Genomic DNA, 15,817 nt, shown 5'->3' on the forward strand with positions numbered 1-15,817 from the left:
TTTGAAATAGGCAGAAACCATTCACACCAAGCATGCCTGAATACCATTTATAATCCACACGACAAATAATGTTAATTGACATAAAGCCATTAATTAACAACCACTTAAAGCATAGGTGATACCTATCACACTGATTGCTAATAACAGTTTTTTTCTTCTCAATTGCAGCGTTATTCTCCTCGCATAACTTTCGGATTCATCCAAAAGACAAGATTTATTATCACTATTGCAAGGAAATTCAAATGAGCAAGAAATTGACTACAGCAGCAGGTTGCCCTGTCGCACATAACCAAAACGTTATGACTGCAGGTCCTCGTGGCCCTCAACTATTACAAGACGTTTGGTTCCTTGAAAAATTGGCACACTTTGACCGCGAAGTGATCCCAGAGCGTCGTATGCACGCAAAAGGTTCTGGTGCTTACGGTACGTTCACAGTAACGCACGACATCACAAAATACACTCGCGCTAAGATCTTCTCTGACATCGGCAAAAAAACAGAACTATTCGCTCGCTTCACTACTGTAGCTGGTGAGCGCGGTGCAGCAGACGCAGAACGCGACATCCGTGGTTTCGCACTAAAATTCTACACTGAAGAAGGTAACTGGGACTTGGTTGGTAACAACACACCCGTATTCTTCCTACGTGACCCACTAAAATTCCCAGACCTAAACCACGCAGTAAAACGCGACCCTCGCACTAACATGCGTAGCTCTACCAACAACTGGGATTTCTGGACATCACTACCAGAAGCATTCCACCAAGTGACTATCGTAATGAGTGACCGTGGTATCCCAGCGTCTTACCGTCATATGCATGGTTTTGGTAGCCACACATTCAGCTTCATCAACGCAGAAAACGAGCGTTACTGGGTGAAATTCCACTTCAAAACTCAGCAAGGCATCAAAAACCTAACTGACCAAGAAGCAGAAGCAATCGTAGGTAAAGACCGCGAAAGCCATCACCGTGACCTTTACGAAGCGATTGAACGTCAAGACTTCCCTAAATGGAAGATGTACGTACAGATCATGCCTGAGCTAGAAGCGGATGAAGTCAACTTCAACCCATTCGACCTTACACGTGTATGGTCTCAAAAAGACTACCCACTGATCCCAGTTGGTGAGTTTGAACTGAACCGTAACCCAGAAAACTTCTACGCAGAAGTTGAGCAATCAGCGTTCAACCCAGCTGCAGTAGTACCTGGTATCGGCTTCTCTCCAGATAAGATGCTGCAAGGTCGTTTGTTCGCTTACGGTGATGCTCAACGTTACCGTCTAGGTGTGAACCATCATCAAATCCCTGTGAACGCACCTCGTTGTCCTGTTCACAGCTATCATCGCGATGGCGCAATGCGTGTTGATGGCAACTTTGGTTCAACACTAGGTTACGAGCCAAACTACAAACAAGAATGGGCAGAGCAACCAGATTACTCTGAGCCACCTCTACGCATCAACGGCAACGCTGATCACTACGATCACCGTGTAGACGAAGACTACTTCAGTCAAGCGGGTGACCTATTCCGTCTGATGAGCGAAGAGCAACGTCAAACTCTGTTCGACAACACAGCTCGCGCAATGGACGGTGTGCCAGAGTTCATCCAACAGCGCCACGTTCAACATGCATACCAAGCGGACGAAGCGTACGGCAAAGGTCTTGAGATTGCACTAGGCTTAAACAAGTAAGCGAACGCGGTAATCATCACACTGTGTGATTAAAAGACATAAAAAAGGAGGTGCCCAACAGCACCTCCTGATTTCAAATCACTAATCCTTAATCACTAGCCACAACCAATGCTCAAGGAGATTCATTATGATTAACTTAGATTTCTTTAAGCTCTTTGATACCAAAGAACTGTTTATCTATTACTGATTCATCAACTACTGATTTTTAGCGACCGCTTTGATCAGTACTGATGTATCCATGCGACCTAAACCATCTCGTTGAAGGTCTGCGTATTGCTCATCCACTTTCTTAGTCAGTGGAAGCTCTAGACCCACTCGCTCTGCTTCTTGCAGACAGAAACCCAAGTCTTTGCGCATCCAATCAATAGCGAAGCCAAAGCCGAACTTATCTTCCGCCATCGTATTTGCGCGGTTCTCCATCTGCCATGAACCTGCAGCGCCGTGCTTCAACGTTTCTACAACTTGAGCGATGTCCAAGCCTGATTTTTGTGCCAGCAGCAAAGCTTCACTCAGACCTTGTAAAACGCCACCAATACAGATTTGGTTTACCATCTTACAGCGTTGACCCTGACCGTTTTCACCCAGTAGCGTCATCTGCTTCGCGTACACATCCATCGCTGGAGAGACACGATCAAAAATGCTTTGTTCACCACCACACATGATGGTTAGAACACCATTTTCTGCGCCCGCTTGACCACCAGAAACTGGCGCATCAATGAAGTGATTGCCGTACTTAACACACGCTTCAGCCAGCTCAACCGCTAGGTCTGCAGAAGTCGTTGTGTGGTCCACTAACACTGCATCCGCTTTCAAGCCAACCAGAATGCCTTCTTCACCGTAAACAACGCTACGAACGTCATCATCATTACCCACACAGGTAAAAACAATGTCACAGCCTTCTGCCGCTTCACGTGGTGTTTCACAAGCCACGCCTTGGTATTCTTCAGCCCATTTGTCGGCTTTCGCTTTTGTGCGGTTGTATACTTTGGTTTCAAAGCCCGCTTTACTTAGGTAACCAGCCATTGGGTATCCCATCACACCCAGACCAATAAATGCTACTCTTAGTTTTTCCATTGCAAGCCTCCTTGAATTCGAAATAAGTGACGTTTTGAAACTATTACTATTTGAAACAGTTAATATTTGAAACATGTTACTAAAGATTTCAGAACATTACTTGCAATAATTTCGTCTTAAATAAGCGCAACAAACTCAATTAAAGGCGAAGCCACCAAAAGTGATAATAAAAGCGTCACCATTGACGGAATCGCATCTTTCCAAGTATCAAAACGAAAATGGAAAAACATCGCACCAACGGAGGTGAAAACAATAAAACTTGCACCTATCGCACTTAACAAGTTGTTCGTCGATAACAAGCCAATTAACATCAAAATTGCACCCGTCACCTCAACCAGTCCAACCAAAAACATAGCGGCACGATTCAACCCATATTTATGAAAGAAAGCGAGCTGTGGCTCAAAAATCGGCTTCACCCAACCGATGATTTTGACCGAACTGGCAAACAAGAAAAACGCGACTAACAACCCTTGAATAAACACCATAATTTTAACTCCCAAACAAATGATGGAAGTATTAAAGCATTCCACTTAAAACTTAAGGAGGGTAATATTTAGCTACTAATCATTCCAAACAGGAATGCGTCATGGATAAATTTGATTGTTTGAAAGTCTTTTCTCGTGTCGCTCAGTTAGGTTCATTTACTGCCGCGGCTAACGAGCTCAATACCACTCAGAGTGCGGTGAGCAAGAAGATCGCTTGGCTTGAGAGTGAAGTCGGCATCACCTTGTTTCATCGTCATGCTCGCGCTATCAGCTTAACTTCTGGTGGAAAACAATATCTCGAATTGGCACAGACACTCACAGAACAAATTGATTCCTTCGAGTCGCAGCTTAGACAAGAACAAGCGTCGGTCTCTGGCGAGCTCAAGCTTTCAGTGCCGAGTGCGTTTAGCGTTCGCTTGTTATCTGCGCCACTGAATGAGTTTCTCAACCAACATCCAGAGCTTAGCGTTGATGTGTCGGTTTCGGATAAGTTTGTCGATTTAGTTGAAGGCAATGTTGATATCGCGATTCGTGCCGCCTACCTAAAAGACTCGGGTTTAAAAGCGCGCTGGTTGATGGATAACGAATTGGTTTACTTCGCGTCTCCCAGTTACCTCGACATGCGCGCTCCTATTCTCAGTGCTAACGATTTGAGTACGCACTGTTGCTTAACCTACTCACTCTCCAATCCGTCTAACTTGTGGCGTTTCAACGATGGTAATGAAACCATTAAAGTCAAAGTGAAAGAGCAGGTTCGAAGCGATAGCCCTGAGATGCTGATGCAAATGGCAAAGCTAGGGCAAGGCATCGCTGCAATGCCAAAATGGATGGTAGAACAAGAGCTCAACGATGGTGAGTTAATTCAAGTATTAACTCAATATCAATCAGTTAAGCTACCAATGTACTTGGTTTACAAAGATAGTGAGTACCAACCTCAGCGCATTCGCACTTTTATTGATTTCTTGATTAAGCACTTTTCTGAGGGATAAAAAAAGCTCCATCAAAAATGATGGAGCTAACTAGCAGATAGCCTTAGTTAGGGGGCTACATACTTAAGGGATTCTTTTCGCCTGCAACAGTGCTGCTGCATTTAGCATCGCGTCTTTAGTGCTGACATCCAATACCTTCATTTTTCTAAAGCGTTCCGGCTCTTTGATGGCGACATCGTGAGCGAAGATAACAAACCTCGCCTTGGCGATATCTTTGTCAGTGATTCGGTTAATGATGCCGTTCGCACCTTGCGTTTCGACCTTGATCTTAATGCCTAACGCACAGGCAGCTTTTTCTAATGACTTCGCCGCTAAGAAGGTGTGCGCAACACCTGATGGACAAGACGTCACGGCAAGAATGTCTGCTTCGCCCTCGCCTTGCACAGACGTATAAGCTTGAGATTGACCAACCGGACTGTCGTCTTCTGTGACTGTCTTCTTAAGCGCAATAACAATCAATGCTGTGGTAAACGAGCCTGCGATTGTGCCAACAATGTAGCCAATCTTCCCGTCTACAACTGGCAGTACAATCCAGCCGCCCCACGGAGCGTGATTAATTACATGGAACATAAAACCAATGACGTTACCGACAATGCCACCAGCAACAATCGCAGGCAGTACGCGTGCTGGGTCACCGGCTGCAAACGGAATCGCCCCTTCGCTGATGCCAATCATACCCATGATGCCCGCCGCTTTACCGGCCTCACGCTCATCACGTTTAAATTTACTTGGCGATAGGAAAGTCGCTAACGCCATGCCCAGAGGTGGGGTACAGATCGCAATACCGACACCACCCATCAACCACGGCTGAGTATTCACCTGTGTCTGAGCAAACAAGGTCGCCACTTTGTTGATGGGGCCGCCCATGTCAAACGCAGTCATTGCACCCAGTACAGTGCCCAACATCACTTTACCTGAGCCCGCCATACCCGTAAGCACATCGTTCATGGTTGTCATTGCGCTGGCGATCGGTGAGCCGATCACCCACATCACAGCGCCACAGGTGACAAACGTACCAACCAGTGGGTAGATAAAGATCGAGCCGAGCGAACTCATGCTGTCCGGCAATTGAATCTTCTTCAGCAGCCAAACCACAAAGCCGGCGAAAAATCCGACCACAATCGCGCCCAAGAAGCCGGTGTTGTAGTGACTAACCGCAATCCATGAGCCAATCATACCCGGAGCCAGACCCGGCTTATCCGCAATCGAATAGGCAATGTAACCACCCAATACCGCGGTAAACAGCGTCAAACCTGCGATACCCATCTCAGCGATATCTGCCAGTATCCCCTCTTCCGGAACGCCACCATGCCCTGAAATCATCACAGACAGAGACAACAACACGCCGCCCGCGACAATAAACGGAATCATATGTGAGGTGCCAAACAGCAAGTGTTCCTTCATTCTGCCGAGCTTTTGCGCCCAAGGGCTGAGTGGCTCAGACGCAAATTCCAAAGGGTCGATACCAGAGTCATTCGCGTTTGATTGAATATCAGTAAGTAGCTCGCGCGCTTCCTCAACTGACTCCGCCGCTTTTAACTTATTGACGAAACCATCTTCAATGATTTTGGTGGAAATTTGTGCCAAGACTTCGATGTGATGATGGTCATCCCCATCCGGAGAAGCCAGCATAAAAAATACGTCAGACAGTTCGCCGTCATCAGCGCCGTAATCAATCCCTTTTCGGCTGATGCCCACTGCGACTGCGGGTTTAGCGACTGCATTACTTTTGGCGTGAGGAATGGCAATACCCTCGTCAAAGCCGGTATTGCCAATCTCTTCTCGTTTCCAAATGTCCGCCAAGAACTGACTTTTGCTAGTGAGCTTGCCCGCCGCGTCCAACAATTCGACGAGCTCTTTGAGCGCTTCATCTTTGGTTTGAGCCTGCAAATCCAAGCAAATGGTTTCCGGCTCAATAAGGTTTAATATGTCCATTGTTTGTACCTTGCAATGTTCACGCTCGTGAGTCATGAGTTATTTGTTCCATCTATGACTGTGTACAGAGTAACCAACACTTTCTGTTTTCAATACAGGATAAAAAGTGCATTAACTGGATTAATGTAACATGAGATTTAAACTGTGATAGAGCTCTTGCGATTATCTGCTTTAAATCCATCCTTTCGTCGACCACTATGCTAAAATCCACAAAAAATAAAATGGATAGAACATGAAAATCGTAGCGGTGACAGCGTGCCCTACAGGCATCGCTCATACTTATATGGCGGCAGATGCTCTAATGAAAGCTGCGCCTAAGCATAACGTACAAATTAAGGTCGAGACGCAAGGTGCGATGGGTATTGAGAATCAGCTCACTCCCCACGACATTGCACAGGCGGATCGTGTCTTAATTGTGTCCGATATTGAGATTGAGCAACCAGCCCGCTTTGAAGGCACCAACAAAGTCCAAATCCCAATTGAAGATGTGTTACTCAATGTCGATAAAGTGTTCCTCGTGCACTGTCGATGATACGCTGTGCTGATGAACGAATACCAAATCACCTTTTTTGTCGACGATATTAATGCTAGTGCTCACGTAGCGCAGCCCCTCAATCGCGTCGCCAAAAAGTTCAAAAGCACCATACACATCATCAACATAACCCAAAACCGCATCGCTGAACTCACCAAGTCAGTCGCGGTTTTACAGGTCGGCTTGCAGCAAGGCGACCTGTGCCAAATCACTGCCATCGGTATTGATGCCGAGCTTGCCTGTTTCGTTATCAAAGACATCATTGCTGAGAACTTTACCGTTGTGGGCTCCCACATTAATTACGAATTCTCAAGCCAACTTGCAGAGCGACTTCCCCAGATTTGCCCACCTTGTGAAATCCAATGGCATTACGCCAAAGCGCACACTGAACTCACCAAGTTCGAGTGCTTGAAAGGGCTAGCTCAGCTTATTCATCCGATTCACCCAGACGAACTCATTCTCGCCTTTATCAAACGCGAAGAACGCTCCTCGACCGCAGTAACACCGGGCATTGCCCTGCCCCACGTCATGTTCGAAGGTGTGGACCACATTTCTGTCGCGGTTATCGCGAACGAGATTCCAATGGATTGGGCATCCAAAATGGGTGAAGTGCATCTTGCTATAGCACTAGTAATGCCAGCGAAGCCCACACGCGAGCACATCATCGCGGCAACCAACTTAACTCGTAACCTGCTGACCGACCAAATGGCTGAACGTTTACTGCTAACAAAAAGCAGCGTCGACTTGCAGGCGCTTCTGATGTACGCCATGTCGAGGCTGCTTGCTTAGTCTTTACCGTTTTGATTTCTGTTCTAGATTGAACCGCGATATTCCGTCGGCGTTCTGCCCGTTCGGTTCTTAAAGACTCGACAGAAGTAGTTCACATCTTTGAATCCACAGCGCACCGATACCTCATTCAACTTAAAGTTGTATTTCTTGAGCATAAACTTCGCTCGGTCTACCCGTACCCACGTAATGTAATCGGCTAACGTCATGTGACCTTGCTGACGGAACAAACGCGACAAATGGTTAGAAGAGATGCTGAACCTCGACGCAATACTGTCACGTGTGATTGGGCGGTGGAAATTCTCTTGGATGTAGATACAAATGCCCTGATACAGATCTTGCACTCGGCTGTGCGCCTGCGTCTCAATAGGCGCATCTAACATCGACTTAGCGTATTGCAACAAGGCTTGCAGCAACAACTCATCCATTGGCTTCTTATTACACTCACGAGCCAATGAACTCAGCGCTTCCAAGATATTATCAATGGCAAATCCAGAACGAGTTTGAATACTGTGCTTTTGGATATCGTAAAAGCTCGCTTCCCCTTTACGTTTGGACACGAGACTCAAACCCAATTGACGGCGACCGAAGAGAATACTTAATACCGAGCAATCTGTATCCCAGTCAGGTTTATTCCAACAGTTAGGCGGAATAAATATCGCATCACCGGTTTTCGCCACGATATGCGTCACTTTGCGATCATGACTTTCCATTTCATTAATATATTCACCAGATAAGACCAATTCTAATCGAGGGAAGTTAACCTGATAGCTAAATTCAGGTGGTGTATGAAAATCACCAGCAAACCATATATTGTGGAATGGTTCTCGCTCGTTTAATACTGATGAAATCAAATCATGAAAAATCATTTTACGTACTCTTAAACACGCATCCATGATGCTATACCTATAGATATACACCCTACTGGATTTTTGTGCTATTGAGCAAAATCACACTTCCATTTTAAGGTTACAAAAATCCAGTTAACGCATCAATTATCCAGTCTAGTAAATCATCAACAAAGTCTTCAAAGCCTTATATATGGGAGCAATAACACATTTCACTTATGGTTCACTGACTTCCACATAATGTCACAGATATGCAGTAAGTTTATCCAGTAGACGATCTACATCACACTCTAGTCGGGCGGTTACAATCGTCCAGTAAATGCATTTTTTCTTCACTACTGTCTCCGCTTGGTTAATTTCAAAATACCCCTGAAATAAAAATTATATTTATAGGGGTTCGACAATGATCACCAAACTAATAAATGAAGACTTGATTAAGCTTGATCTTCAAGCGACTTCAAAAGAAGACGTATTTAAAGAACTGGTTGCAGTTCTACACGCCCAAGGTCGTATTTCAGACCAAGAGCAATTTCTTGCAGATATAAAAGCACGTGAAGAATTAGGTAACACCGGATTTGAGGATGGCGTTGCTATCCCACACGCGAAAAGTGCCGCGGTTCTTGAACCAGCGGTTGTGATCGGCGTAAGCAAATCAGGTATCGAATACGGCGCAGAAGACGGTTTGCCTTCAAAACTGTTCTTCATGATCGCTTCTCCAGACGGTGGCGATAACCACCATATCGAAGTACTTGCAGAGCTGTCTTCAAAACTGATTGAAGATGGTTTCATTGATGCATTCTTAGGTACAGCAAACAGCCAAGACGCACTGGCACTCCTACTTGCTAAAGAAGAGCCGCAAGCAGTGGCAGACGCACCAGCAAACCAAGGTTTCATCATTGGTGTTACTGGTTGTCCTGCGGGCGTTGCGCACACTTACCTAGCGGCAGAAGCGCTAGAGAAAGGTGCAGCAGCGATGGGTTACGAAATCAAGGTTGAAACCAACGGTTCAATCGGTGTGAAAAACAGCCCAACCGCAGAAGAAATCGAACGTGCAGACGCAATCATCGTAGCGTGTGACAAACAAGTCGACATGAACCGCTTTGCGGGCAAACGCGTGGTTAAAACCAACGTAAAAGCCCCTATCCGCGATGCTCAAGGTCTGATTAACGAAGCGTTAAGCGCTCCAGAATACCAAGCAGAAGCAAGCAGCAATGCACAAGCGTCTGTGGCAAACAAAGCCTCTCAGGCTCGATCTGACCTCTACCGCTACTTGATGAATGGCGTATCACACATGATCCCATTCGTTGTAACGGGTGGTCTGTTGATTGCACTTGCTCTTGCCGTCGGTGGTCAGCCAAGTGAAGCTGGCATGGCAATTCCTGAAGGCAGCATGTGGAACCAAATCCTCAACGTCGGTGTGGTTGCCTTTACGCTGATGATCCCAATCCTAGCCGGTTACATTGCTTACGCGATTGCTGACCGTCCTGCTCTAGCTCCTGGCTTGATCGGTGGTTGGATTGCAAACAACGGTTCTTTCTACGGCGCAGACGCAGGTACAGGCTTTATCGGTGCCATCATCGCTGGTCTGCTTGTGGGTTACTTCGTGAAGTGGATTACGTCGATTAACTACCACAAATTCATTCAACCTTTAGTGCCAATCATGATTGCGCCAATCACAGGCTCGCTATTCATCGCTGGTCTTTTCATCTTCGTTATCGGCGCGCCAATCGCAAGCCTAATGGACGGTCTGACTGCGCTACTAACAAGCATGAGTACAGGTAACATCGTTCTACTAGGCATCGTACTTGGTGGTATGGCTGGCTTCGATATGGGTGGTCCATTCAACAAGGTCGCGTTCCTATTCTCTGTGGGCATGATTGCGAGCGGTCAAACTCAATTTATGGGTGCGATGGCGTGTGCAATCCCTGTTGCACCTCTAGGCATGGCACTGGCAACGGCGCTTGGTCGTAAGTTCGACCTGTTCGAAGAATCAGAAACCGAAGCGGGCAAAGCAGCTGGTGCAATGGGTCTGGTTGGTATCTCTGAGGGTGCGATTCCGTTCGCAGCGCAAGATCCAATGTCAGTGATTCCTGCAAACGTACTTGGCTCAATGGTAGCGGCAGTAATGGCGTTCTCATTCGGCATTACCAACAGTGTTGCTCACGGCGGTCCAGTTGTGGCTCTACTTGGCGCGATGAACCACCCAGTACTTGCTCTGATTTGTATGGCAGCTGGCGCAGTAGTTACCGCAGTAACGTGTGTAACTCTGAAGAAAGTTCGCAAAGCAAAAATGATGCAAGCAGCCGCTTAATCACCCCTACCCCCAAATGGCTCCTATGGCTTGGGCAATGTCGCCCAAGCCATGATTTTCTCTCATGGTGACACTCTATGTCTGATTTAACGATGTCCGATACACAAACGATTCAAACTCAAGCTAAGCATCCGATGTTTTTCCTGATGAACAACGTGATTCAAAACTACGCTTGGGGCAGTACTACTTCTGTTAACCAACTGTTTGGCATTGAAAACCCAACGGGCGAACCACAAGCAGAAGTATGGATGGGCGCGCATCCAAACGGTTGCTCATTGGTGATGGTAAACGGTGAGGAGACCAAACTCTCTTCACTGATTGCTCAAGACATGAATGCCTTTCTGAGTGAAGAAGTCACAAACCGTTTTGGTGAACTTCCATACCTGTTTAAAGTGCTTGCCGCTGAGAAAGCACTGTCGATTCAGGTTCACCCAAACAAACAACAAGCAGAATTAGGCTTTGCACTGGAAGAAAAACAAGGCATTCCCCTAACCGCTGCAAACCGTAACTACAAAGATCCAAACCACAAACCTGAGTTGGTTTACGCGCTAACCGAATACCAAGCGATGAATGGCTTCCGCCCAACAAGTGAAATCATCAGCTTCTTCTCTGAGCTGGCGATTCCTGAGCTGCAAGGCTTGGTGGGTGACCTTATCGCAAACCAAACGCCAACTGGCTTGGCGACCTTCTTCTCGGGTCTACTGTCACTAGAGGGCGAACAGAAAGAGATGGCGTTGACGGTGCTATTGGCTCAAGCTCGCATCACCGACTTACCTCTGTTCAACCTCATTCTTGAACTAGAGAAGCAATACCCTGGCGATATTGGTTTATTTGCACCACTGATGCTCAATGTCATTACCCTACAACCGGGCGATGCCATGTTCTTAGATGCAGAAACGCCACACGCTTACTTGAAAGGTACAGGTCTTGAGATCATGGCGAACTCAGACAACGTACTGCGCGCGGGTCTGACACCAAAATACATGGACGTGAAAGAACTCGTTGCGTGTACACGCTTCAACGAGAAGCCATTCGACAGCTTATTGCTCGCACCAAACGAAATCGACGATATGTTGGAATACCCAATTCCTGTGGACGATTTCAAATTCGCCATCGTTAAGCAAGCTCACCAACGCACTCTAGAAGTTCAAACCGCTGAGATCCTTATGCCTCTGGACACCAAACTTGTGCTAACTCACGCAAACGGCGAAACATGCGTAATTGAAAAAGGACAATCTGTTTTCATTCCGGCTTACGCAAAACAGGTTACTTTGGATTGTGAAGGTCGTGTCGCACGCGCTTACAGTTAATCGTTATTATTAATAGTACGTCACTAAAACCAACGCCTCGCCACTCGCGGGGCGTTTTGCTTTTAACCTTAGTCTTTTTAACCCTAGTAAAGCAATGGTTAATTGAGCACTATAGTCTTGATCCAAAACAGAAAAATTTCCCTACAAAACCAAGAAACTGTGTAAGACTTATTGAGTAGCCCTGTTGATAAAGGTGGCAAGATGACTCATAGAAACGCTCGCTCTCTTCATGCCATTATCGGCGCACTCGTCGGTGATGCAGCATCTCTCGGATTTCATTGGCTTTACGATCAAGAACTCATCAGGCAGTTTGGTTCTCCGCATCCGGAATTTCATCAACCTAACCGAACTGAATACCATGACAAAGGTTATTTTGCCCACGGTAGCAAGCAAGTCGGTGACCTCACCCACTATGGCGCACAGCTTGTTGCCATGTTAGATGCTCTGGTTCAAACCGGACACTACGACGAGGCGCGTTACATTCGCTCCTTTCGAGAATGGTTTGATTTTGGTGGTAAATGGCAGGGTTATACAGACAAACCAACTAAGCAAACACTGCTCAACATTCATGAGTTGGAAGCCAAAGAGCTGCGTGTGACCCTATGTGGGGCTGACGACACACAAAACCCTGCATTATCTAAGCTTCCGCCGTTGGTGGCTTTTCATTCCGATGATGACAAACTCGCTAAACTGGTCGACTCCGCCGTGAGGGTTACCAATAACAACGACACCGCAGTTATGTATGCCCAAGCTGTCGCAGTGATGATTCAGATGGCATTGCAAGGCGCTGCGCCCAAAGCGTGTGTAATGGCAGCTCAGACGGTTTCTCCAAAGATTGCTAACGATATTCAACGTGCAGAGGCGATGAGCGGCAGAACCGCCACCAGCGTTGCGGAGTCCGTTGGAATGCATTGCGGTTTAGACGCTTCATTTGTGGTGATTTGTCATTTGTTGATGAACTCAGAAAGCTACGAAACCACCATGCGTGAGAACATTTACTGTGGCGGCGATTCAAGTGGGCGAGCTATTCCGCTCGGTGCCATTCTCGGGGCAAGTTACTACGACACGCCAATGTCGATTCCAAATCATTGGATGGATCAAACCGCGCTACCTCGCCGTTTACTGCAGTGTTTATAACCCTCTTCAACCAGCGAAAAGAACAGAACCCAAACTCTGGTCTTTTCGTTGGTGATGATTTGAATCTTGCCTGACAGAAATAATCCTCGAAATCTTTACGCTATCCACCTACATTGAAGATAAAGCAAATCAAAGAGATAGCCTATGGACCTTAACTTGTTAAAAACGTTTGATGCGGTCATGAAGTCAAAAAGTGTCAACGATGCCGCTACCGCGTTAAACATCACTGCGCCCGCCGTGAGTCACGCACTCAACAAGTTAAGAGATCAATACCAAGATCCCCTCTTTGTTCGTCAAGGCAGAGGTATTGTGCCGACGAATTTCGCGATTGAGCTACACGCAGAAATCAAAGAGCCTTTAAGTCTATTGATTAACGGTTCGAAATCTCGTCAAGAATTCACGCCAGAAACCAGCCAACGTACGTTTCGAATCTCTAGCCATAAAGATATCGATTTAATGCTCGTGCCAGCCTTAGCGAAATACAAATCCCAGCATGCGCCCTTGGTTTCTATTGAAGCAGATGTGGAACACTTGAACGAACAAGACCGCCAAGACGACTTGAGACGCCGACGCGTGGATGTGATCCTTGCTACCGTGCCTTTGACGGATCATGGTTATCACAATGAATTGCTGTTTGAACAGGAACTTATGGTGACAGTAAGCCAAGATCATCCTCGTATTCAGGACGAGCTCACGTACGACGATTTCATGCGTGAATCTCATGTAACTTGGCGAACGCAGCGACTTAACACCAACGCTTTAGACTCTTTGATCATCGAAGATACGCTTCCCCCGAGACAAGTGGCGTATTCCACCGGCTCGACCATGACAGCGCTGCAGTTAGTGTCTCAAACCAACTGGATCTGCGTTACGTCGCGTTGGTTCTCTGACAACTTGACAAGCAAGCTCGGATTGAACGCTTTCCCTTTGCCCTTTGAAACCAATAAGGTGCCTATTTATATGACTTGGCATCAATCACAAAAGAACGACAAAGGGCATGAATGGCTAAGGAATGCGATTAAACAAGCGGTCACTCAATCCATTGAGTAACAGACGAGCAATAGCAGTACACCCATAGAAAAAGGGCAAAGCCTACTGCCTTGCCCTTGATGTCATTAGCCTTCGAATAGCCAGTTTTGCCAACTCTGCATTCTAAGAATCACTTTACGTACGATACTGAACATTTCCCATTTCGGTGAGTACACCGCGACATGTGCATCTGTGCCGGATGGCAATGGCATGTCTTTGACTAAGTCTGGATTATCCAATTCCACTTTCACTAAGATTCGGCCACCCGCAGGAATTTGCTCTGGGTATTTCATATTCCCTGATGGTGATACCGCGCCCTGAGCAAAAATGTCATTCACTTGTGTCACATGCGCCTGATAAGCATGACCGGGAATGGTATTGAAGGTCACTTCCGCCGGATAACCGACTTTCACATATCGTGCTGGTGCTTGTTTAAATGCAGCAAACAGTTGTTTGTCTTCTTTGTGGACGAAGGTCAGGTTGCCTTGAAATGGCACAATACGACTCTTCATACCCGGACGCAGCGCCACTTGCGTGACATAGCCATCCGTTGGTGCGGTAACGGTGGTTTTGCTCAGATTAAACTGCGCAACCTCAAGCTCTGATTGGTATTTGCTTTGATTGGCTTTTTGCTCAAGTAATTGGTTCTCAATGTTGTCGATTTTCTCTTGAGAAGAGTAACCTTTGCTTCCCAGCTTTTTGTATCTCACTAATTCAGATTGGTAAAAATCAATCGCTGATTCCGTGCGTTTGATGTCACTTTGAATACGGTTCACTTTGTCTTTAAATGGCGTGTCGTCAATTTGATAAAGTGGATCACCCGCTTTCACTTGCTGGTTTCCTTGCACATACACTTGGGTAACCATGCCTTCTACCTGAGACGTGATTGGCGTCGTCACGCTATACAAACGCGCCATGCGAGAAACCGGTTGATACATCGCCATGTAGAGAAAGATCCAACCAACGATGAACATGCCAATGACCGACGCGGTGGTGAGTGTCCACTTGGTTTTAGGCACACGAAAAACTCGAAACACGATAACGCACAGCGCTACGTAACTTAGGATGATGAGTGTTTCCATTATTCTTCCCCTTTCGCTTGCTCAAGTTGATGGATGCGGGCCAACAGCTGCTCGTAATCTTGTTGAGATATCGAAGGCTTAGCACCTAACCAGTTTTTCTTCTCTCCGTCGTACATGGTTGCCCAGATCCAAAGGAACGGCCAAATCACATGGAGGAAGAACAAGCTCACCCATCCCGCAACATGAATCGCATCGGCATGAGGGTGGTTACGTTTTTTCGCAATTTCGTAGGGAATATCGTGCAGGGCAATCAATCCAAAAATCAGAATCAACAGCACCACAAATAAGATCGCCAGAGAGGCGTAGTCCAGGGTTAAATTCATTGTGGAAGCTCCTAGTTTAAGACGTTCTAGACGTTTAAGACGCACTAAACACTGCTAAAACGTAACTGAGTGATGACTTTCCTTAAGCTTGTCGCTCCGTCGCAATGAAGAAATAGTAGGATGAGGCTTACATCAGGACTATTGATTCCTGTTTAAATGACAGTTTAGTGATATTTAATTGTCCATAAAATCATCAAGTTAGACCTCTATACCCATTCAAGTTATGAATGGTTTCATAATAAGCAGAACAGGATCGAATCTCGCTTTCTACAGATAGAAAAAAGCGATACCAATATT

The 15,817-nt window shown here is 46.4% G+C and carries 14 protein-coding genes; 8 read left to right on the top strand and 6 right to left on the bottom strand.

The window, feature by feature from the left end; translation table 11 throughout:
* Positions 1-242: 242 nt before the first annotated feature.
* Complete coding sequence (gene katE2, locus C1S74_RS24665) at positions 243-1,679, top strand: catalase KatE2 (protein ID WP_009704876.1); 1,437 nt, start codon at positions 243-245, stop codon at positions 1,677-1,679.
* 195 nt (positions 1,680-1,874) lie between these two features.
* Here katE2 and C1S74_RS24670 read toward each other — a convergent pair whose 3' ends face one another.
* Complete coding sequence (locus C1S74_RS24670; protein WP_045398579.1) at positions 1,875-2,753, bottom strand: NAD(P)-dependent oxidoreductase; 879 nt, start codon at positions 2,751-2,753, stop codon at positions 1,875-1,877.
* Between the two features lie 116 nt (positions 2,754-2,869).
* On the bottom strand, positions 2,870-3,238 hold the full coding sequence (locus C1S74_RS24675) for a DoxX family protein (protein ID WP_045398581.1): 369 nt from the start codon (positions 3,236-3,238) through the stop codon (positions 2,870-2,872).
* Positions 3,239-3,339: 101 nt separating this feature from the next.
* Between C1S74_RS24675 and C1S74_RS24680 the strand changes: the two genes are divergently transcribed.
* Entirely contained in the window at positions 3,340-4,227 is an 888-nt protein-coding gene (locus C1S74_RS24680) for a LysR family transcriptional regulator (RefSeq protein ID WP_045398583.1), read from the top strand.
* Between the two features lie 63 nt (positions 4,228-4,290).
* On the opposite strand, the gene C1S74_RS24685 is transcribed toward C1S74_RS24680, so the two are convergent.
* Positions 4,291-6,162, bottom strand: a complete 1,872-nt coding sequence (locus C1S74_RS24685; protein WP_045398585.1) for a fructose-specific PTS transporter subunit EIIC — start codon at positions 6,160-6,162, stop codon at positions 4,291-4,293.
* 232 nt (positions 6,163-6,394) lie between these two features.
* Between C1S74_RS24685 and C1S74_RS24690 the strand changes: the two genes are divergently transcribed.
* The gene (locus tag C1S74_RS24690) at positions 6,395-6,694 is read left to right on the top strand and encodes a PTS fructose transporter subunit IIB (RefSeq protein ID WP_005441202.1); all 300 of its coding nucleotides are present in this window, start codon (positions 6,395-6,397) and stop codon (positions 6,692-6,694) included.
* A gap of 12 nt (positions 6,695-6,706) precedes the next feature.
* Positions 6,707-7,483 carry a PTS sugar transporter subunit IIA gene (locus C1S74_RS24695; RefSeq protein ID WP_005432062.1) on the top strand — a complete coding sequence of 259 codons (777 nt, stop codon included), beginning with the start codon at positions 6,707-6,709 and terminating at the stop codon, positions 7,481-7,483.
* 23 nt (positions 7,484-7,506) lie between these two features.
* Here C1S74_RS24695 and C1S74_RS24700 read toward each other — a convergent pair whose 3' ends face one another.
* Positions 7,507-8,349 carry a helix-turn-helix transcriptional regulator gene (locus tag C1S74_RS24700; RefSeq protein WP_005451367.1) on the bottom strand — a complete coding sequence of 281 codons (843 nt, stop codon included), beginning with the start codon at positions 8,347-8,349 and terminating at the stop codon, positions 7,507-7,509.
* Positions 8,350-8,731: 382 nt separating this feature from the next.
* Here C1S74_RS24700 and C1S74_RS24705 point away from each other — a divergent pair, with 382 nt between their 5' ends.
* The 4 genes from C1S74_RS24705 to C1S74_RS24720 all read left to right on the top strand — a co-directional run bounded on the left by C1S74_RS24705 (position 8,732) and on the right by C1S74_RS24720 (position 14,136).
* Positions 8,732-10,639, top strand: a complete 1,908-nt coding sequence (locus C1S74_RS24705) for a PTS fructose transporter subunit IIABC (RefSeq protein ID WP_045398586.1) — start codon at positions 8,732-8,734, stop codon at positions 10,637-10,639.
* A gap of 77 nt (positions 10,640-10,716) precedes the next feature.
* On the top strand, positions 10,717-11,949 hold the full coding sequence (gene manA / locus C1S74_RS24710) for a mannose-6-phosphate isomerase, class I (RefSeq protein WP_045398587.1): 1,233 nt from the start codon (positions 10,717-10,719) through the stop codon (positions 11,947-11,949).
* Between the two features lie 201 nt (positions 11,950-12,150).
* Positions 12,151-13,086, top strand: a complete 936-nt coding sequence (locus tag C1S74_RS24715) for an ADP-ribosylglycohydrolase family protein (protein WP_045398588.1) — start codon at positions 12,151-12,153, stop codon at positions 13,084-13,086.
* A 144-nt stretch (positions 13,087-13,230) separates the two neighbouring features.
* Entirely contained in the window at positions 13,231-14,136 is a 906-nt protein-coding gene (locus C1S74_RS24720) for a LysR family transcriptional regulator (RefSeq protein ID WP_045398590.1), read from the top strand.
* Between the two features lie 65 nt (positions 14,137-14,201).
* Here C1S74_RS24720 and C1S74_RS24725 read toward each other — a convergent pair whose 3' ends face one another.
* Together C1S74_RS24725 and C1S74_RS24730 are read right to left on the bottom strand one after the other, a co-directional pair.
* Entirely contained in the window at positions 14,202-15,197 is a 996-nt protein-coding gene (locus C1S74_RS24725; RefSeq protein WP_045398591.1) for an HlyD family secretion protein, read from the bottom strand.
* Positions 15,197-15,520 carry a DUF3302 domain-containing protein gene (locus C1S74_RS24730; RefSeq protein WP_045398592.1) on the bottom strand — a complete coding sequence of 108 codons (324 nt, stop codon included), beginning with the start codon at positions 15,518-15,520 and terminating at the stop codon, positions 15,197-15,199. The genes C1S74_RS24725 and C1S74_RS24730 overlap by 1 nt, the downstream gene beginning before the upstream one ends.
* Between the last annotated feature and the right edge of the window lie 297 nt (positions 15,521-15,817).

Source organism: Vibrio hyugaensis (assembly GCF_002906655.1).
In the GTDB taxonomy this organism is placed as follows: domain Bacteria; phylum Pseudomonadota; class Gammaproteobacteria; order Enterobacterales; family Vibrionaceae; genus Vibrio; species Vibrio hyugaensis.